Here is a 19,595-nt window from a genome sequence, read left to right on the forward strand (position 1 = left end):
GCCCCGACTCTTTCCCAGCCCGCACCGGTGCGTGAGCGGGGCGTGATCGACACGTCCCTGCGGCAGGCCGCGCGGCGGCGCAAGGGGGTCCGGTCGGTCGGGTTCCACGCGTTCATGATCGTGTGCACGATCGTGGTGCTGTATCCCGCGGCGTGGATGCTGATGAGCTCGTTCAAGCCCAGCAACGAGATCATCGGGAACATCAGCCTGTGGTCGGACAACCTGTCGTTGTCCAACTTCGCGACCGCACTGTCCGGGATCGGCGGGGTCGGGTTCTGGACCTTCTTCGGCAACTCGATGATCCTGGCCGTCGCGTCCGTGGTCGGGGTGGTGCTGTCCTCCACGGTCAGCGCGTACGCGTTCGCGCGGATCGACTTCCCCGGCCGCAGCGTGTTCTTCGCGATCATGATCGGCACCCTGCTGCTGCCGTTCCACGTCGTGATCATCCCGCAATACATCATGTTCAACGAGCTCGGCATGGTGAACACGTTCATCCCGCTGCTCGCGCCGAAGTTCCTCGCCGGCGAGGCGTTCTTCGTGTTCCTCATGGTGCAGTTCATGCGCAACCTGCCCCGCGAGCTCGACGAAGCAGCCCGCATCGACGGCGCCGGGCACGCCCGCATCTTCGGCTCGATCATGCTGCCCCTGATGCGCCCCGCGATCATCACCTCCAGCATCTTCGCGTTCATCTGGTCCTGGAACGACTTCCTCGGCCCGCTGCTCTACCTGAAGAAGCCCGACCTGTACCCGCTGCCCATCGCGCTACGCCTCTACGTCGACCAGACATCCGTGTCCGACTACGGCGCCCAGATGGCCATGGCCGTCCTGGCCCTGCTGCCCGTGATGCTCTTCTTCATCCTCTTCCAGCGCTACATCGTCGACGGCGTCGCCACCCAAGGCCTCAAGGGCTGACGATGGCACACGGCGAGACGGTGCACAGGAACGCGACGGAAGGGGTGGCCATGGCGGCAAGGTCCGGGCGGGAGGGTCGCGGCCGGCGGAAGCGTTCCGGCGCGGCGGGCGAGACCCGCACCGGGGCGGCCCTCGGGCTGTTCGCCGAGGTGGTGCTGGCCGGCGTGCTGGTCGCGCTGGGCAGCCTGCTTCTGGTCACCGCGGTGCCGTCCCTGGCGGCGGGCGTGGCACACGTCCGCCGCCAGGTGACCGGCCACGAGATCGGGGTGGCCCGCTTCGCCCGCGACTGGTGGGCGGCCGTGCGGGCCCTGTGGCCGCTCGGTCTCGCCGCCGTCGCGGTGGCGCTGCTGCTCGCCCTCGACTGGCAGCTCGCCCGGGCGGACGTGCTGCCCGGCGCGAGCGTCGTCGCGGTGGTGGTCGCGGTGGCGGCGGCCGCCGTGGTCGTCGTGCTGGCCCGGGCGGCGGGGGCCTGGTCCGAGGGGGCCGACACCTCCTCCGGCAGCGCCACCGGGATGACGGCGCGCGAGGCGCTGGCCGCGGGCGCGCAGCGCACGCAGGACGACCTGACCGGGTCCGTGCTGCTCGCCGTCGCGGCAGCGCTGTGCGTCGTCTTCGTCTGGATGCTGCCGCCGCTCGTGCTGGTGGTGGGCGGCCTGCTCGCCCTCGCCGTGGTGGGTGTCGAGATCCGCCGCTCCGCGGCCGGCTGAGCCGACCAACACACCGCCGATGGTCGAGCGGGTCGAGACCTGGTCCGTGGTCTCGACAGGCTCGGCCGACACTGTCTGATTCCGCAATGCAACGATGCAGAGAGGAACGAACCCATGCGTACGACCAGAACCACCGCGGGCGCCGTCGCGGCACTGACGGCGGGAGTGCTCGCCGTCGGCGGCGTCTCGGCCGCCGCGGCGCCGGCCCCCACCGGAGGCCACGGGCGGCCTGACGGCGTCCAGCTGGAGCACCTCGACCGGGGCCTCGTCGCCGCCTCGACCAGCGAGGGCGTGTTCCTGTCCTGGCGGCTGCTCGGGGACGAGGTCACCGGGCACACCGACACCGGGATGGCCGGGCCGGGTTTCGTCGTCTTTCGGGACGGGAAGCGGATCGCGACAGTCACGGACTCCACGAACTACGTCGACACGGCGACAGCAGGCGGCGGCGCGACCGCGCGCTACGCCGTCGCGCCCGTCACCGAGGGCAAGCACGGCACGGAGCTGGTCGGCAGGCCCAGCGCTCCCGTGACCGCCTGGTCCGACGACCACCTCGACGTCCCGCTGAACAAGCCCGCCGACGACGTGACGCCGCTGGGCGAGCCGGTCACGTACTCCGCCAACGACGCGTCCGTCGCGGACCTCGACGGCGACGGCGCTCTCGAGATCGTCGTCAAGTGGTACCCGTCGCGCGCCAAGGACGTGTCGCAGAAGGGGTACACGGGCAACACGTACCTCGACGCCTACGAGCTCGACGGCACCCAGCTGTGGCGCATCGACATGGGCGTCAACGTCCGCTCGGGCGCGCACTACACGCAGTTCCCGGTGCAGGACTTCGACGGCGACGGGACCGCCGAGGTCATGGTGAAGACCGCGCCGGGCACCAAGGTCACGACGTACCGGGACGGGCGGCCCGCGAACGAGCGGTACGTGCCGATCTCGAAGGCGGACCGCAAGGCCGGCGTCACGAACCAGGACGACTACCGCTGGAGCGCCGCGGACTACGCGGACCACCTCGTGGAGCTGTTCCAGGGCTGGACCGAGGAGCCCGAGGTCGAGAGCGGTCAGTGGCCGGCGACGATCGAGGCGGCGCTCGGCATCGAGCCGCGGTACGACTACCCGCTGTCCGAGGACGACGCCCGCGAGCTGGTGGACCTCTACGTGGACGAGTGGGCGCCCGCACGGTCGGACCGCAACGACCTGCGCACCTTCGACGGCTTCGTCCTCACCGGGCCGGAGTACCTGACGGTCTTCGACGGCCGCTCGGGCAAGCCGCTGGACACCGTGGACTACGAGCCGGGCCGCACGGACGACGGGCTGCGCTGGGGCGACTACGAGTGGACGCGGATCGAGCCGGGCAACCGCGTCGACCGGTTCCTCTCGGGCGTCGCCTACCTGGACGGCGAGCACCCGTCGGCGATCTTCGCCCGCGGGTACTACACGCGCGCCGCGATCGCGGCCTACGACTGGGACGGGCGGCACCTGTCGACGCGCTGGACCGCGGACTCCGGGTTCAAGCCGATGAACAACCCGTTCCTGGACAGCGCCAACAAGGGCGTGCGGCCGGACCCGGAGAACGAGCTGACGCAGCTGTGGGGGCAGGGGTTCCACTCGCTGTCCGCGGCGGACGTCGACGGCGACGGCCGGCAGGAGATCGTCTATGGGGCGGCCACGCTCGACGACGACGGGACGCTGCTCTACTCGTCGTCCGACACCCTGCCGGAGGGGTCGTCGAACCCGGGCGCCGAGGCGAACCTCGGCCACGGCGACGCCATGCACGTCACCGACATCGACCCGGCGCGCCCGGGCCTGGAGATCTGGACCTGCCACGAGGGCGGTGCCGGCGTGCCGTACGGCTCGGTGCTGCGCGAGGCCGCGACGGGCGAGGCCTTGTTCGGGGCGTTCTCGGGCAAGGACACCGGCCGGTGCCTGGTCGGCGACGTCGACCCCACCCCCGGCATCGAGGTCTGGGCGTCCATGCCCGACGGCACGGACGCGTCCGGGCTCCTCAGCGCCACGGGGGAGCAGCTGCGCGCCACCACGCCGGGCACCAACCAGACCGTGCGGTGGGCCGCCGACGGCACCACCCAGATCGTCACCGGCTCGCGCGAGGAGACCCCGCGGATCGTCGACGGCGACGGCACCGTGCGCCGCACGCTGGAGGGCACGCGCACGAACAACGACACCAAGGGCAACCCGTCGCTCGTCGCCGACGTGCTGGGCGACTGGCGCGAGGAGGTGCTGGTGCGCACGACGGACTCGTCCGCGCTGCGGATCTACACCTCCACCGAGGTGAGCGACATCAAGATGTACACCCTGCTGCACGACCCGCAGTACCGGGCCGAGGTGGCCCGCCAGCAGACCACCTACAACCAGCCGTCGTACCCGGGGTTCTACCTGGCGTCCGACACCGACTGGTCGCAGGTCCCCGTCCCGTCGCTGAAGTAGTCCGCAACTACCTCGGCGGGGCAGGAACTACCTCGCCAGAGAGGAACACCCATGAAGGTCCCCGCCCGTCGCCGGCTCGTCGCCGTCGTCGCCCCCGCGGCCGTCGTCGCGCTGCTCGCCTCGTCCTGCTCGGCGGACGACGCCCCGTCGGGCGTCGCCGAGACGCTCGACCCGGACGAGAAGATCACCTTGACCGTCGCCTGGTGGGGCGACGACGACCGCGCCGCGCGGTACACCGAGGCGCTGGACCTCTTCGAGGAGCAGCACCCGAACATCACCATCCAGAGCTCGTTCGTGACGTTCGACGACTACTGGACGGCGCGGGCCACCGAGGCGGCAGGCAGCTCGCTGCCCGACGTCATGCAGTTCGACTCGTCCTTCCTGCGCGAGTACGCCGGCACCGGGCAGCTGCTCGACGTCACGCCGTACCTCGGCGAGGGGTCGGACGCGGCGATCGACACGACCGAGCTCGCGCCTGAGCTCGTCGACTCGGGGTCGATCGACGACGCCGTGTACGCGGTGCCGACGGCCACGAACACGTGGGCCACGTTCTACAACCCGTCCGTGGTGGAGAAGCTGGGCATGGAGCCGCCGGCCGAGGACTTCACGTGGGACGACCTGGCGGCGTGGACCGCCGAGGCGAGCGAGACGGGCGCCGGCGAGGACCCCGCGCTGTACGGGGCCAACGACTACACCGGCGTGTTCTGGGCGTTCCTGCAGCACCTGGTGCAGGAGGGCGTCACGCCGTTCACGGACGACGGGAAGCTCGGCTTCACCCGCGACGACATGGCCGAGTGGCTGCACTCCGGGGACGCGCTGCGCGAGGCCGGGGCGTTCTTCCCGGTGAAGCGTGCGCAGCAGCTCGCGCCCGAGGGCGGCTTCACCGTCAACGAGCAGGCGCTCGAGATGAGCTGGGACAACTTCCTCGCCGGGTACGTGGCGGGCTCCGGGCAGGACGACATCGCGATGCTGCCCACGCCGTCCGGGTCGGACGGCGAGAAGCACATGTTCGCGCGCACCTTCCAGATGGCGGGCTCCGCGCACACCGAGCACCCGGCCGCGGTGGCCGCCCTGCTCGACTTCTTCGTCAACGAGCCCGAGGTGGGCCGCATCTTCGGCACGTCGAAGGGCGTGCCCGCCACGCAGGCGCAGCGCGACGCCATGGAGCTCGAGCCCGGCTCCGTCGACGAGCGGGTGGTGCAGTACGAGGAGGAGCGCGCCGACGACATCACCGAGCCGGCGCCCATCCCCGTGGAGGGGTTCGGCGCGCTCGAGGCGGAGTTCAAGCGCCTCGGCGAGGAGCTCGCGTACGGCAACGTCACGGCGGACGAGTTCGTCGAGCAGTGGTTCACGATGGCGGACTCGCAGCTCGCCTGACCGCCTGACCCGGCACCGTCACCGCGAGATCCGAGCCACCTCGGCAGAGAGGCACACATGAAGGTCACCATCCTGGGCGCCGGCGCGATCGCCGGCGCGCACGCGGAAGCCGTCCGCGAGCTGTCCGCGCGCGGCGGGCCCGTCGGCGTCCGGCTGACGCACGTCGTCGACGTCGACCCCGGCCGCGCGGCCGCGTTCGCGGCCGAGCACGGGGTGCCGCACCACGGCACCGACCTGCAGGCGCTGCTCGACGCGGGCGAGGTCGACGTCGTGCACATCTGCACGCCGCCGTCGGTGCACCTGGACGCCGCGGTGGCGGCGCTGCGGGCGGGGGCGCACGTCGTCGTGGAGAAGCCGGCGGTCCTGTCGCTGGCCGAGGCCGACGCCCTGGCGGCGGCCGAGCGGCAGGCGATCGACGCGGGCCTGCCGGGTCGGTTCACCCAGATCGTGCAGCACCGGTTCGGCGCGGGGATCCAGCGGCTGCGCCGCATGCTCGACGACGGCACGCTGGGCGCCGCCTACGTGGCGCAGTGCGACACCCTCTGGTTCCGCACCCCGGAGTACTTCGAGGTGCCGTGGCGGGGGCGCTTCGACACCGAGGGCGGCGGCACCACCATGGGCCACGGCATCCACCAGTTCGACCTGCTGCTGGCCGTGCTCGGCCCGTGGACCGAGGTGCGGGCGATGGCCGGCAGGCTCGCGCGGCACACGGACACGGAGGACGTCTCGACGGCGCTGGTGCGGTTCGCGGGCGGCACGATGGCGACGATCACGAACTCCGCGATCTCGCCGCGCCAGACGTCACGACTGCGCTTCGACACCGAGGCGGCGACGGTCGAGCTGGAGCACCTGTACGGGTACGACGACACGAGCTGGACCATCACCCCCGCGGCCGGGCGCGAGGACGTCGCCGAGGCGTGGGCGGCGGACGCGGCGGCGACGCACGAGGCGTCGGACGGCGGCGCGAGCGGCCACCTGGCCCAGCTCGTGCCCACCTATCTCGCCCTGGCCGAGCGGCGCACCCCGCCGGTCACGGTCGCCGACACCCGCGCCACCCTCGAGCTGGCCGCGGCGATCTACAAGTCCGCGTTCACGGACGCCACCGTCCGGTCCGGCGAGATCGTCGAGGGCGACCCGTTCCACGCCTCGATGGCCGGCTCCGGCACGCCCTGGCCGCCGGTCAAGGACGTCCCGTCCGCTGGTTGAGCCTGTCGGAACCCGGCTCCCGGGGTCTCGACAGGCTCGACCAGCAGTGCCCCCGCCGCCCGGTCTGACACGCCCTGAGAAACGCCGACCGCGCGGTCGGCGCCCCTGTTAACGTGACCACGCTCACACGCGCCCGGGGCACGCGCCCCGGCCGACGTCACGACGAAGTGGGGACGGATGCGACAGGTCACGAGACGGGAGCTCCTCGGCTGGGGGCTCGCCGGGGGAGCGACGGCGATGCTCGCCGGGTGCGCGACACCCGGCACGACGTCGGTCAACGCCCAGCCGGTGGTGCCGGCCGCGGCAGGGGAGAAGGTCACGCTCACGTACTGGGCGTGGCTCAAGGACCTGCAGAAGGTCGCCGACGTCTGGAACGCCAAGAACCCGGGCGTCCAGGTGCAGGTCTCCTGGATCCCGGGCGGTAACGACGGCGGCTACCAGAAGATGTACTCGGCGCTCGCGGCCGGCGGCGGGCCCGACCTGGCGCAGGTGGAGATGCGCACCGTGCCCGAGTTCATGCTGGTCAACGGGCTGGTCGACCTCGAGCGGTACGGGGTCTCGGAGCACGCCGACAAGTTCGACGAGACCCTCTGGAGCCAGGTGAGCTTCGCGGGCGGCGTCTACGGCATCCCGCAGGACTCCGGCCCCGTGGGGATGTACTACCGGCCCGACCTGTACGAGCAGGTGGGCGCCGACGTCCCCACCACGTGGGCGCAGTGGGCCGAGGTGGCGCCCGCGTTCCGCGACGCCGGCGTCTACATCGACTCCTTCCCGCTGGACGACACGTCGGTGTTCACCGCGCACGCCATGCAGGCCGGGGCCACGTGGCTGCGCAGCGCCGAGGACGGCTGGGTCATCGACATGGCGGGCGAGGTGACGCTCGACGTCGCGCGCTTCTTCGACCAGGTGATCGACGACGACCTGGTGACCACGGCCGCCAACCCCTACACCCCCGGCTGGTACGCCGCCGCGGCGCACGACCAGATCGCCTCCCTGGTGAGCGCGAGCTGGGGCGACGCGCTGCTGCAGAGCGTGAGCGGGGCCGAGGGGAAGTGGCGCGTGGCGCCCGCCCCGCGCTGGGACCACGGCTTCGGGTCGTCGTTCATCGGCGGCTCGACGTCGGCGGTGCTGGCGAACAGCAAGCACCCGAAGGAGGCGATGGAGTTCGCCGTCTGGATGAACACGGACCCGGAGGGCATCGACGCGATGATCGAGCACTCCGGGATCGGGTGGTCGCCCGCCCGCGACTACATCGGGGCCGCGCGCGAGGAGCCGAGCGAGTTCTTCGGCGGGCAGCGGTACAACACGGAGGTCTTCCAGCCCGCCACGCAGGACCAGAACCCCGACTGGCAGTGGTGGCCGATCACGCAGCAGACGTTCAACATCCTCGGCGACGGGTTCCGGCGCAAGGCGACGGGCGGCACGCTCGTCGACGCCGTCGTCGCCGCGGAGGAGCGGACCATCGAGGTGTTCCGTCAGAAGGGCCTGACGATCCGGAAGGCGGAGCGATGACCACGCAGACCACCACCACGCCGACCGGCGCGGCGCCCGGTACGCGCGTCGCGGGCCGACCGCCGAAGAAGCGCAGCACCGCCGTCGACCGTGCGCCCTGGATCCTGGTGGGTCCGTTCCTCGCGCTGTTCCTGCTGACGTTCGTGCTGCCGATCATCGTGGCGATCGGGCAGAGCTTCACCACCGTCACCCGTGCCGGCCTGTTCGGCGAGCAGGGTGTCACCACGGGCTTCGCCTGGTTCGAGAACTACCGGATCGCGCTCGAGGACGGGAACTTCGTCGCGTCGATCTGGCGGATGCTGCTGTTCGGCGTCGTGCAGGTGCCGGTGATGATCGTCGCCGCGACGGTGCTCGCGCTGCTGCTCGAGTCCGCGTCGGCGCGCTGGCCCGGCTTCTTCCGCGCCACCTTCTTCATGCCGTACGGGATCCCGGGCGTCATCGCGACGATCCTGTGGTCGTTCCTCTACGTGCCGGGCCTGAGCCCGATCATCGACCTGACCGAGACGCTGTTCGGGTTCACGCCCGACTTCCTCGGCGCCGGCACCGTGCTGTGGTCCATCGCGAACATCGTCACCTGGACGTACGCGGGCTACAACATGCTCATCATCGTGGCCCAGCTCAAGGCCATCCCGCCGGAGATGTACGAGGCGGCGCGCGTGGACGGCGCCGGCCCGTGGCGCACGGCGTGGAGCATCCAGCTGCCGCTGATCCGCCCGGCGCTGGTGCTCACCACCGTCTTCTCCATCATCGGCACGCTGCAGCTCTTCGCCGAGCCTCAGCTGCTCATGACGGTCTCGCCCGCGATCGACTCGCAGTTCACGCCCAACCTGTCCGCCTACACGACCGCCTTCGCCTACAACGACTACAACGTCGCGGCCGCCCAGTCGGTGCTCATCGCGCTCGTCGCGTTCGCGCTCTCCTTCCTCTTCCTCCGGCTGACGAACAGGAGCTCGCGATGACCAGCGCCACCGTCTCCACCGCGCCGCGCCGCACCGACGTCCCTGACGTCCCCGCCCCGCGGGAGGGCCGTTCCGGCCGCCGTCCGGCGTCGACGATCCTCGTCACCGGCATCCTCGTCGTCGTCGCGATCTACTTCCTGGTGCCCGTGTACTGGGTGGTCGTCGCGGCCTCGAAGACGACGGACGACCTGTTCGGCACCAACGGCTTCTGGTTCGGCAACACCTTCGCCCTGTTCGACAACCTCGGCGCCGTGCTCACGTACGGCGGCGGTGTCTTCGTCCGCTGGTTCGCCAACTCGGTGCTGTACGCCGGGGTGGGCGGGCTGATCGCCACGTACCTGGCCGCGGCGGGCGGGTACGCCCTGGCCAAGTACCGGTTCCGTGGGCGGAACCTCATCTTCGGGCTCGTGCTCGGCGGCGTCCTGGTGCCCGGCACGGCCACGGCCCTGCCGCTGTTCCTGCTGTTCAGCCAGCTCGGGCTCGCCAACACGTACTGGAGCGTGCTGATCCCGTCGCTCGTGTCGCCGTTCGGGTTCTTCCTGTGCCGCATCTACGCGGACGCCACCGTGGACTCCTCCCTCGTCGAGGCGGCCCGGATCGACGGCGCGGGGGAGCTGCGCATCTTCCACACCCTCGGGCTGCGGATCATGACGCCCGCCCTCGTGACCGTCTTCCTCTTCCAGATCGTCGGGATCTGGAACAACTACTTCCTGCCGCTCGTGATGCTGAGCGACCAGGACCTGTACCCGATCACCCTCGGGCTCAACAACTGGAACAGCCAGACCGACCGGCTGCCCGAGTTCTACGAGCTCACCACCGGGGGCGTGCTGCTCTCGGTCATCCCGCTCGCCGTCGCCATGATCGTGCTGCAACGGTTCTGGCGCGGCGGCCTGACGGAAGGCGCTGTCAAGGCATGACCCTGCACTCCCCGCTCCCGCACGAGTCCACCGCGCCCTGGTCGGGGCGGGTCGACCCGCCACGGTCCGCCCCCGCCGGGGACACGCCCCGGCTCTCCCTCGACGGCACGTGGGGCTTCCGCCTCCTGGCGGGCGTCCCCGGTTCCCCGGGCGGCCACGGCGTGCTCCCCCACGGCGAGGCACCGGCCGACTTCGCGCAGCCGGGCTACGCGCCGTCGTCCGCCGCCGGCTGGGGCGAGCTCCCCGTGCCCGCGCACTGGGTGCTCGAGGGCGACGGCGCGCACGGGCGCCCGATCTACACGAACGTGCAGTTCCCGTTCCCGGTGGACCCGCCGCACGTGCCGGACGAGAACCCGACCGGCGACTACCGTCGCGAGGTCGACGTCCCGGAGGCCTGGGCCGAGAGCGGCCGCGTGCTGCTGCGGTTCGACGGCGTGGAGTCGTTCTTCACGGTGTGGGTGAACGGCGTCGAGGTCGGTTCGGCATCGGGCAGCCGGCTCGCGCACGAGTACGACGTGACCGACGCCGTGCGCCCCGGCGCCAACACCGTCGCCGTGCGGGTGGTGCAGTGGTCGGCCGCGAGCTACCTCGAGGACCAGGACCAGTGGTGGCTGCCCGGCATCTTCCGCGACGTCACCCTGCTGCACCGGCCCGTCGGCGCGCTCGACGACGTGTGGCTGGACGCCGACTTCGACCCCGCCACGCAGGACGGCGTCCTCGTGCCGGAGGTGCGGGCCGACGACGCCGCGTACCCGGTGCGGCTGCGCGTGCCCGAGCTCGGGGTCGACGTCGTATGGGCCTCGCCCGAGGACGTCGCGCCCGTGGCCGTCGGCGCGGTGGAACCGTGGTCGGCGGAGGAGCCGAACCTGTACGACGCGACCGTGGCGTCGGCGGGCGAGACGGTCACCCTGAGGGTCGGCTTCCGGCGCGTCGAGATCGTCGGCGACCGGCTGCTCGTCAACGGTCGCCGGGTCACGTTCTCCGGCGTGAACCGGCACGAGACGCACCCCGACCGCGGGCGCGTCTTCGACGAGCAGCATGCCCGCCGCGACCTGGCGCAGATGAAGCAGCACAACGTCAACGCCATCCGCACCAGCCACTACCCGCCGCACCCCGGGTTGCTCGACCTCGCCGACGAGCTGGGGCTGTGGGTGATCCTCGAGACCGACCTCGAGACCCACGGCTTCGAGGCCGGCGGCTGGGTGGGCAACCCCAGCGACGACCCGCGCTGGCGCGACGCCTACCTCGACCGCGTGCGCCGCACCGTCGAGCGCGACAAGAACCACCCGAGCATCGTGCTCTGGTCGCTCGGCAACGAGTCGGGCACCGGCAGCAACCTCGCCGCGATGGCGGAATGGGTGCACCACCGCGACCCGTCGCGGCCCGTGCACTACGAGGGCGACTACGCCGGCGAGTACACCGACGTCTACTCGCGGATGTACTCGACGGTGCCGGAGACGGAGTCGATCGGTCGCGACGACGTGCTCTCCCCGCTGCTCGGCTGCAGCGTCGCCGATTCGGCCCGGCAGCGGTCCAAGCCGTTCCTGCTGTGCGAGTACGCCCACGCGATGGGCAACGGCCCGGGCGCGCTGGACCAGTACCGCGAGCTCGTGGACACCCACCCGCGGCTGCACGGCGGGTTCATCTGGGAGTGGCGGGACCACGGCATCCGCACCACCACGCCCGACGGAACCCCGTACTTCGCGTACGGCGGCGACTTCGGCGAGGTCGTGCACGACGGCAACTTCGTCATGGACGGCATGGTGCTGTCGGACGACACCCCCAGCCCGGGGCTGACCGAGTTCTGGCACGTCGAGCGGCCGGTCGTCGTGCGGCCGGTGGACGGGCCGGCGTCGGGGAGCGTCGAGATCTGGAACCGCCGCCACACCGCGGACACCGCCGACCTCGTGCTGCGCTGGCGCGTCGAGCACGACGGCGAGGTGGTCGCGTCCGGCGAGGACGGCGCGTCGGTCGCGGCGGGGGAGCGGGCCGTCGCCGGGCTGCTCGACCCGGCGTCCCTGCCGGAGGCGAGCCGGGGCGCCGAGGCGTTCCTCACCGTGGAGCTCGCGCTGCGCGAGACCGCGTCGTGGGCCGACGCCGGGCACGTCGTCGCGCGGGACCAGTGGGCGCTGCCGACGCCCGCCGCCGTCCGCGCGCCGCGTCGTGCGGGCGTGGCGCTCGCGGACGCCCCCGTCGCCTTCCGCGGGCCGGAGCTGGTGAACCTGGCCGGCGCGGACGTGTCCGCGCCGCGCGTCGAGCTGTGGCGCGCACCCACGGACAACGACCAGGGTGCCGCGATGGGGTCCTACGACGTCGGCGACCCGACCGCCATGCCGTGGCGCGGCATGCCCGCGCCGCCGGTCGCGGACCGCTGGCGCCGCCAGGGCCTGGACCGGCTCACCCACCGCACCGTCGCCGTCGAGCAGACCGCCGACCGGCTGCGGGTGCTGCGGCGCGTGTCGGCGGCGCAGAGCCGCGCGTCGATCGCCGTCGAGGAGACGTGGACAGCCGAGCGGTCCGCCTCCGGTGTCGTGGAGGCCGTGCTGCGCGTCGTCATGACGCCCGACGACCGGTGGGACGACGTGTGGCCGCGGATCGGCGTGCACCTGGCGCTCCCGACCGACGTCGACGGCGCGGGGTGGTTCGGCCTCGGCCCGCACGACTCCTACCCCGACGTGCGCGGGTCGGTCGTGGTGGGGCGCCACCGCGCGGGCATCGACGACCTGTCCGTGCCGTACGCGCGGCCGCAGGAGTCCGGGCACCGGTCCGAGGTGCGCGAGCTGGTGCTGGAGCGCGGCGGCCGGCCGTGGGCGGGCGTGACGCTCGGCCGCGACGCGCGCGGTCGCCTGCCCGGGTTCACGCTCGCCCGGCACTCCGCCCACGAGCTCGCGGCGGCCGCCCACCCGCACGAGCTGCCCGAGCCGTCGAGCCACCACCTGTACGTGGACGCCGCCCAGCACGGCCTGGGCTCCCGCGCCTGCGGCCCGGACGTGTGGCCGACGGCGATGCTCCGCCCGCAGGCCCGCACCCTCGAGCTGCGCTGGCGCGCTCTGTGACGCCCCGATCGCGCGTCGCGAGGTAGTGCACATCCCGCCGAGGTAGTCCGGTCCCTGCCGAGGTAGTTCGTGACATCGCGTCACGAACTACCTCGGCGGGAGCTGAACTACCTCGGCGGGACGGCGGAGGTGTCCGCGACGGTCGCGCCGCCGTCGAGCACGATCCGCCGGCCGCGGAACCGCTCACGCATCGTCCGGTCGTGGGAGACGAGCACGAGCGTGCCGTCGAACGCCGCGAACGCGCGCTCCAGCTCTTCGACGAGCGCGGGGGACAGGTGGTTGGTCGGCTCGTCCACCAGCAGCACGTCCGTCGTGGTGGTGACCACGCGCGCGAGCTCGAGGCGGGAGCGTTGCCCCTGGGACAGCTCGCGGACCGGGCGGGGCAGGTCCTCCGGGCGGAACAGGCCCGTGGCGAGCAGCGCCTCCGCGTGCTCCTCCAGGTCGCCCGGCCGGCCGGCGGCGAAGGCGTGCAGCACCGTGCGCGCGTCGAGCGACGTGAACCCGCCCGCCTGGCGCAGGTGCCCGACGGCGCCGACGGTGCGAGCCGTGCCGGTGTCCGGTGCGACCTCGCCCGCCACCACGCCCAGCAGCGTGCTCTTGCCCGCACCGTTCGGGCCGGTCACGAGCACGTGCTCGCCCGCGGCGATCGTCAGGCGGGGGACCGCGAGGCGCGGCGCGTCGAGACGGCCGCGCACCTCGACGCCGTCGAGGAGGATCGCGGGGCCGGTGCCGTCGGCCCCGCCGTCGCTCCGGTCCGTCGCCGGCCCGGCCGTAGCGACGTCGGTCCGGAATTCCGCCCGGTCGGCGGGCCGCTCGGCGGGGTCGTCGGTGAGCCGCCGCACCCGCTCCTTGGCGTTGCGGATGCGCCCGGTGGCGCCGTGGGTGCGCGCCCGGGAACGGAACGCGCCCGAGCCGAAGGAGGCCATGGGCAGCTTGCGCGGGATCCGCTCCATCGCCTCCGCGTTCGTGTCGGCGATCCGTTGCTGCCGGCCCAGGTCCGCGCGCCACCGCTCGTAGGCGAGCCGCAGCTGCTCGCGCTCGGCGTCCTTCGCCGCGAGGTAGCCCGCGTACCCGGTGCCGTAGCGCCGCGCGCCGCCGCCCTCGACCTCGACGAGCGTCGTGGTGAGGCCGGCCAGGAACGCGCGGTCGTGGGTGACCGCGACGACGGTGCCGTCGTGCGCGTGGAGGCGGTCGGTGAGCCAGTCGAGGGCGTCGTCGTCCAGGTCGTTGGTCGGCTCGTCGAGGAGCAGCAGCTCCGGGTCGGCCGCGAGCGTGGCCGCCAGCGCGAGGCGCGAACGCTCCCCGCCCGAGAGCGTGCCGAGCGCACGGCCATGGTCCAGGCCGGGCAGGCCCAGCCGGTGCAGCGCGACGGCGACCCGCCGGTCCGCGCCGCTCCCGTCGCGGGCGTCGAAGCGCGCGGTGAGCGCCCCGTACCGGCGCAGGGCGTCGTCCAGCGCGGCGCCGTCGAGCGTGCCGAGCCGGTCCTCGAGCGCCGCGATCTGCGCCGCGAGCGTGCGGAGGTCCGCCAGGAGGTGGTCGATCGCCTCGGCGACGGTGCTCGCCCCCGGCAGCTCGACCGTCTGCGGCAGGTACCCGGCGCCGCCCGGCGCGTGCACGACGCGGGTGCCGTTCTGTGGCTCCAGCGAGCCGGCGACGACGGCGAGCAGGGTGCTCTTGCCGGAGCCGTTGTCCCCGACGACGCCGACGCGCTCGCCCGGCGCGACGGTCAGGGACAGGCGGTCGAGCACCACGCGGTCGGCGTAGCGCAGGGTGATGTCGGTGAGGGTGAGCTGTGACGGGTCCATGGGTGGGACTCCTTCCGTCGCCGGCGTCGGCGACCGTGGAGGACGGCGGGCGCGCGGACGCCGACGCGGAGCAAGGCTGTCGGACCTGCTCGACGCGTCGGCGCGGGTGTGCTCACAGAGTTCCCATCGCCGTGCACCCTACGGACCCGGCGCGCGGCGCACCAGCGGATTGTCGGGGGCCGGGCTCACCAGGACAGGGCGACCGGACCGATCAGCCCGGACGGGCGGCGGTCGCCCTCGTAGTAGTTCGCGGCGCTGTTGCTCACCAGCACCTCGAGGGTGCGACGGCCCGGCCGGAGCGTGCCCGCCGGGAGGTCGAGCACGTACGGCGCGGTGAGGGCGTGCCCGACGACGACGCCGTCCACGCGCACCGTCGCCGCCTCGCCGACGACGCCGAGGTCGAGGCGGGTGGCGCCCGCGCCGTCGGGCACGTCCACCTCCGCCGCGTACCGCACGGAGCCGGCGAGCCGGCGCAGCGCGGGCTCGCGGGACCAGTCGCCGAGGCGCAGCTCCGGGGGCGCGACGGCGGACGGGTCGTCCGCGATCGCGTCCGCGTCGCCGACGACGCGATCGACCGTGCCGCGCCAGCCCGCGACCTCGAGCCGCCGGCCGAGGGCCGGGGCCGCGGGGACGACCGGGCGCCCCGCGGCGCGGACGAGCGCGAGGGTGCGGCGGCGCTCCAGGTCCAGCAGCACACGGCCGTCGGCGTCGCGCTCCACCGGGTGCCGGGTGTCGGCGAACGGGTCCCACCAGCAGGCGTCGTCGGGCACGGCGGGGAGCTGCAGCGCGGTGCGGACCCGCTCCTCGCCCTCGTGGAAGACGACGTACCCGGCGCCACCGGCGAGGACGACGGCGCGCAGGCCGGGCGCCGCGGGCTCGGCGTCGACGACGGGCAGCGCGCGCGACCGCAGGTCGTCCTTGAGCGCAGCGACGTCGGGCACGCCGTCGTCCGGGTCGACCAGGACCAGGTCGGTCCCCGCGGCGGCCGCGGCGTCGTCGCGGTCGACGTAGCCGAAGTCGACCTGCGCCTCCAGGAGGGCGCGCACCACCGGGCCCGACGGCGCGGCGTCGGGCCGGCTGAGCACCCCCACCGGCCACACGGGCGGCGTCGCGTCGAGCAGCTCCGCCACCCGCCGCACGTACCCGACCAGCGGCGCCAGGTGCGGCCACCACGAGTTCCACCGGCCGAGGTCGGGCTCGCTCTCGAACGCGCGGCCCCCGCGCACGGAGGCGAAGAACGCGTGCAGCACGGGCGTCGTCACGCCGCGGCTCAGGTACCAGTCGAGCAGCCAGCGCGCCTCGTCGAGGCTGAGTCGCCAGCCGTACGCGCCCAGCACCTCCGTCACGGCGGGTGCCCCCCGCCGTCGCGCGGCGCTCGCGGCCACCTTGGGCGCAGTGCTCTCGGGCCCGTCGAGGCCGCTGGTGCCCACGGTGTCCCCGGGAAGCACCCAGCGCCAGACCGTGTCCTGCCCCGGCCAGTGCAACCGGCCGGCGGTGGCCAGGTCGTCGGGCTCGGCCGGGTGACCGGTGAGGGCGATGCCGTGGGCGGCGCACCACGCGGCCTGCGCGTCGTAGTACACGCGGTGCAGCCGCGCCCGCACGGCGTCGTCGTAGGCGCGCACGAACCCCGTGGCGTCCGGGTCCGTGCCGCCGGGCCGCGTGCCGTCGCCGCTGTCCCACAGCTCGGGAAGCCGTCGCAGCACCTCGGGCTCGGGGACGTCGAGGCGGGCCGCGACCTCCGCCTCCAGCCCCGGCGTGTACGGGCGGGCGAGCGGGCGGTGCCCGCGGCCCAGCAGGAACGGCTCGTCCGTGAACATCGCGACGACCGTCGTGCCCAGGTGCTCCCCGAGCGCCGCCGCGTACGCGTCGTGGGTGAGCTCGAGAAACGTCGCGATGGCGTCCGGGTTCAGCAGGTCGGCCGCCGGCGGGGCGAGCGCGGAGCCGTCGTCCTGCTCCGCGTGCGCCCCGCGGATCGTGCCGCCGCTGGTCGCGTCGAACACCGCCGTCACGCGCCACGCGCCCGTCGGCAGGGCGAGCCGCACCAGTCCCGGCGCGTGCACCGGGAGCAGCACGGCGACCCTGCTTCCCGTGTCGTCGCCCGCGGGCCGCGCGACGACGCCCAGCAGCCGCGCGTCCAGGTCGCGACCCAGGGCGGGCCGCCAGTACGCGGCCTCGTCCCCGCCGTCCGGCCCGCTGTCCGTGACCGCGACGTCGCGCGTCACGGGCACGAGGCAGCGCGCGGCGAAGGCGGGGTCGCGCGCCACGACGCCGCCGTTCGCCGACCCCGACGGGTACGACGCCTCGTCGTACAGCATCACCGCCAGCCCCAGCCGGGCGCACTCGTCCACCGCGACGCGCACCAGCCGCAGGAACTCCGCTGTCAGGTACCCGACGCGGCGGCCCAGCCCGACCCGGGCGCTGAGCGTGACCCCGACGAACCCGGCGCCGGCGATCTCCCGGAGCTGCCCGAGCACCGCGGCGTCGTCCAGGTCGTCGTTCCAGAACACGAACGCGTAGGGCCCCACCGGCCCGTCCGGCGTGGGCGGCGGCATCAGCCGACCCGCACCACGCGCACCGCGCCCGCGGGCACGACGAGCGGTCCGTCGACGGCGTCGCCGGTGAGCAGCTCGACGCCGGTCACCGGGGCGCCTGCGGCGCCGAGCGTCGCGTCGGCGTCCGTGTGGTTGATCGCGAACAGCCACGACGTCGCCACCCCGGTCGAGCCGCGCTGTCCTGAGCGTGTCGCAGGGTCGTCGGCCCACCGCCGCACCACCTCCACGCCCGCCGGCGCGACCACGTCCGGCCCCACGCCGGCCTCGGCCACGAGCCGCTCGGCGAGCGCGTCCAGGCCTGCCTCGTCGAGCCGCGTCGCGACGTACCAGGCCCGGCCGGACCCCACCTCGCGGCGGGTGATCGCCGGTCGCCCGGCGAGGGTGCCGTCGTGGTACGACGCGACCACCTCGGTGCCGTCGGTCACGCGCGTCTTCTCCGTCCACAGGTCGGCCCCGGCCTCGCCGCCCACCGCCTTGCCGACCACCCGCACGGACACGCCGTCCTGCAAGGGGTGGAACTCCTCGGTGCGCACGCCCAGCAGGTCGCGGAACGCGCCGGGGTAGCCGCCGAGGCGCACGTGGTCGCTCTCGTCCACGATGCCGGAGAAGTAGGTGACGACGACGGTCGCCCCGCGCTCGGCGGCCGCCGCCACGTTCGCGGCGTCCGCGTCGGTGACGACGTACGTGGTGGGCAGCACGACGAGGTCGTACCCGCCGAGGTCGGCGCCCGGCGGCACGAGGTCGGTCGTGACGCCGAGCCGCCACAGGGCCCGGTACCAGGCCTGCACCTGGTCCATGTAGCGCAGGTCCTGGGTGGGGTGCGAGTCGAGCTCGGCCCCCCACCACGAGGGCCAGTCCACGACGACGGCCGCGCGCGAGCGCACCCGCGACCCGCGCACCTCGCCGAGCGCGCGCAGCGCCTTGCCGAGGTCCACGACGTCGCGCCACAGGTCGGAGTCGCGGCCGGCGTGCGGCACCATCGCCGAGTGGTACTTCTCGGCGCCCGCCCTCGACTGGCGCCACTGGAAGAACATCACCGAGTCCGCGCCGCGCGCGACGTGCTGCAGCGAGTTGCGCAGCATCTCGCCCGGGGCCTTGGGCGTGTTGCGCGGCTGCCAGTTCACCGCCGACGTCGAGTGCTCCATGAGGATCCACGGCGCACCGCCCGCGACGCCGCGCGTGAGGTCCGCGGAGAAGGCCAGGTCCACGTGCCGCTCGGGGTCGGCGGACATCGTGTAGTGGTCGTTGGCGACGACGTCCAGCTCAGGGCCCCACGTGAAGTAGTCCATGCCCTTGCAGTGCGCGGTCGCCATGAGGTTGGTCGTGACGGGCACGTGCGGCGTGATCTCGCGGAGCGTGTCGCGCAGGTCGCGGTAGTAGTCGAGCAGCGCGTCGGAGGAGAACCGGTGGAAGTCGAGCTGCTGCGTCGGGTTGGCGAAGGTGGGCGCAGTGAGGGGCGGCAGCACGTCGTCGAACGACCCGTAGCGCTGGGACCAGAAGGCGGTGCCCCACGCCTGGTTGAGGGCGTCGACGCTGCCGTACCGGGCGCGGAGCCAGTCCCGGAACGCCGCGGCGGCCGTGTCCGAGTAGTCGCGCGACACGTGGCAGCCGATCTCGTTGTCCACGTGCCAGACGGCGAGGGCGGGGTGGTCGCGGTAGCGCTCGGCGATGCGGGTGGTCATGCGCAGCGCGTAGTCGCGGTGCACGGGGTGGGTGACGGCGTACGACTGGCGCCCGCCCTGGTGCAGCACGGTGCCGTCGGCCAGGCGGGGGAGGATCTCGGGGTGGCGGCGCGTGAGCCACGGCGGCGGCGACGCGGTGGCGGTGGCGAGCGCTACGCGGATCCCCGCCGAGTGCAGGCGGTCCATCGTCTCGTCGAGCCAGACCCAGTCGAGCTCGCCCTCGCGCGGCTCGATGGTGGCCCAGGAGAAGATCGCCACGCTGAGCACGTTGACGCCGGCCTCGCGCATGAGCTCGAGGTCCTCCAGGCGCACGTCCTGCGGCCACTGCTCGGGGTTGTAGTCGCCGCCGAAGCCGAGGCCGTCGAGGCCGGCGTTCCAGGGGCGGGGGGTGGGGGTGGACTCCGGTGTCGTGCGTCGTCGCATGGCACGAGTCTGTCATGTATCGATTCAACGGGGAAGCGCTTG

Annotated in this window: 12 protein-coding genes; 9 read left to right on the top strand and 3 right to left on the bottom strand. The window is 73.5% G+C overall.

Going from position 1 to position 19,595, the window contains the following annotated elements; translation table 11 throughout:
* The first annotated feature begins 27 nt into the window (after positions 1-27).
* The 9 genes from B5Y66_RS04655 to B5Y66_RS04695 all read left to right on the top strand — a co-directional run bounded on the left by B5Y66_RS04655 (position 28) and on the right by B5Y66_RS04695 (position 13,091).
* Entirely contained in the window at positions 28-912 is an 885-nt protein-coding gene (locus B5Y66_RS04655; RefSeq protein ID WP_079574329.1) for a carbohydrate ABC transporter permease, read from the top strand.
* 50 nt (positions 913-962) lie between these two features.
* The gene (locus B5Y66_RS04660; protein ID WP_139820742.1) at positions 963-1,619 is read left to right on the top strand and encodes a hypothetical protein; all 657 of its coding nucleotides are present in this window, start codon (positions 963-965) and stop codon (positions 1,617-1,619) included.
* 114 nt (positions 1,620-1,733) lie between these two features.
* Positions 1,734-4,064: a rhamnogalacturonan lyase gene (locus B5Y66_RS04665; RefSeq protein ID WP_079571885.1), complete on the top strand. Its 2,331-nt coding sequence runs from the start codon at positions 1,734-1,736 to the stop codon at positions 4,062-4,064.
* Positions 4,065-4,115: 51 nt separating this feature from the next.
* Positions 4,116-5,441 (top strand): ABC transporter substrate-binding protein, encoded by a 1,326-nt coding sequence (locus B5Y66_RS04670; protein ID WP_079571888.1) that lies wholly within the window; start codon positions 4,116-4,118, stop codon positions 5,439-5,441.
* Positions 5,442-5,498: 57 nt separating this feature from the next.
* Positions 5,499-6,647 carry a Gfo/Idh/MocA family protein gene (locus tag B5Y66_RS04675; protein ID WP_079571891.1) on the top strand — a complete coding sequence of 383 codons (1,149 nt, stop codon included), beginning with the start codon at positions 5,499-5,501 and terminating at the stop codon, positions 6,645-6,647.
* Between the two features lie 177 nt (positions 6,648-6,824).
* Complete coding sequence (locus tag B5Y66_RS04680; protein WP_079571894.1) at positions 6,825-8,159, top strand: ABC transporter substrate-binding protein; 1,335 nt, start codon at positions 6,825-6,827, stop codon at positions 8,157-8,159.
* A complete protein-coding gene (locus tag B5Y66_RS04685) occupies positions 8,156-9,118 on the top strand; it encodes a carbohydrate ABC transporter permease (RefSeq protein WP_079571896.1) in 963 nt (320 codons plus the stop codon). The genes B5Y66_RS04680 and B5Y66_RS04685 overlap by 4 nt, the downstream gene beginning before the upstream one ends.
* Positions 9,115-10,035: a carbohydrate ABC transporter permease gene (locus tag B5Y66_RS04690; RefSeq protein ID WP_079571899.1), complete on the top strand. Its 921-nt coding sequence runs from the start codon at positions 9,115-9,117 to the stop codon at positions 10,033-10,035. The genes B5Y66_RS04685 and B5Y66_RS04690 overlap by 4 nt, the downstream gene beginning before the upstream one ends.
* Positions 10,032-13,091: a glycoside hydrolase family 2 TIM barrel-domain containing protein gene (locus B5Y66_RS04695; protein WP_079571903.1), complete on the top strand. Its 3,060-nt coding sequence runs from the start codon at positions 10,032-10,034 to the stop codon at positions 13,089-13,091. Before B5Y66_RS04690 ends, B5Y66_RS04695 begins: the two co-directional genes overlap by 4 nt.
* Before the next feature lie 107 nt (positions 13,092-13,198).
* Here B5Y66_RS04695 and B5Y66_RS04700 read toward each other — a convergent pair whose 3' ends face one another.
* The 3 genes from B5Y66_RS04700 to B5Y66_RS04710 all read right to left on the bottom strand — a co-directional run bounded on the left by B5Y66_RS04700 (position 13,199) and on the right by B5Y66_RS04710 (position 19,553).
* Complete coding sequence (locus B5Y66_RS04700; RefSeq protein WP_079571905.1) at positions 13,199-14,896, bottom strand: ABC-F family ATP-binding cassette domain-containing protein; 1,698 nt, start codon at positions 14,894-14,896, stop codon at positions 13,199-13,201.
* Between the two features lie 185 nt (positions 14,897-15,081).
* On the bottom strand, positions 15,082-17,448 hold the full coding sequence (locus tag B5Y66_RS04705) for a hypothetical protein (RefSeq protein ID WP_079571908.1): 2,367 nt from the start codon (positions 17,446-17,448) through the stop codon (positions 15,082-15,084).
* On the bottom strand, positions 17,448-19,553 hold the full coding sequence (locus B5Y66_RS04710) for a beta-galactosidase (RefSeq protein WP_079571911.1): 2,106 nt from the start codon (positions 19,551-19,553) through the stop codon (positions 17,448-17,450). Before B5Y66_RS04710 ends, B5Y66_RS04705 begins: the two co-directional genes overlap by 1 nt.
* Positions 19,554-19,595 lie beyond the last annotated feature (42 nt).

The organism is Krasilnikoviella flava (assembly GCF_900167525.1).
In the GTDB taxonomy this organism is placed as follows: Bacteria; Actinomycetota; Actinomycetes; order Actinomycetales; family Cellulomonadaceae; genus Isoptericola; species Isoptericola flavus.

Excerpts from the sequence above, each read along its gene's own strand:
- B5Y66_RS04660 (WP_139820742.1), top strand. The coding sequence starts at position 963 with ATGGCGGCAAGGTCCGGGCGGGAGGGTCGCGGCCGGCGGAAGCGTTCC.
- B5Y66_RS04665 (WP_079571885.1), top strand. The coding sequence starts at position 1,734 with ATGCGTACGACCAGAACCACCGCGGGCGCCGTCGCGGCACTGACGGCG.
- B5Y66_RS04670 (WP_079571888.1), top strand. The coding sequence starts at position 4,116 with ATGAAGGTCCCCGCCCGTCGCCGGCTCGTCGCCGTCGTCGCCCCCGCG.
- B5Y66_RS04675 (WP_079571891.1), top strand. The coding sequence starts at position 5,499 with ATGAAGGTCACCATCCTGGGCGCCGGCGCGATCGCCGGCGCGCACGCG.
- B5Y66_RS04680 (WP_079571894.1), top strand. The coding sequence starts at position 6,825 with ATGCGACAGGTCACGAGACGGGAGCTCCTCGGCTGGGGGCTCGCCGGG.
- B5Y66_RS04685 (WP_079571896.1), top strand. The coding sequence starts at position 8,156 with ATGACCACGCAGACCACCACCACGCCGACCGGCGCGGCGCCCGGTACG.
- B5Y66_RS04690 (WP_079571899.1), top strand. The coding sequence starts at position 9,115 with ATGACCAGCGCCACCGTCTCCACCGCGCCGCGCCGCACCGACGTCCCT.
- B5Y66_RS04695 (WP_079571903.1), top strand. The coding sequence starts at position 10,032 with ATGACCCTGCACTCCCCGCTCCCGCACGAGTCCACCGCGCCCTGGTCG.
- B5Y66_RS04700 (WP_079571905.1), bottom strand. The coding sequence starts at position 14,896 with ATGGACCCGTCACAGCTCACCCTCACCGACATCACCCTGCGCTACGCC.
- B5Y66_RS04705 (WP_079571908.1), bottom strand. The coding sequence starts at position 17,448 with ATGCCGCCGCCCACGCCGGACGGGCCGGTGGGGCCCTACGCGTTCGTG.
- B5Y66_RS04710 (WP_079571911.1), bottom strand. The coding sequence starts at position 19,553 with ATGCGACGACGCACGACACCGGAGTCCACCCCCACCCCCCGCCCCTGG.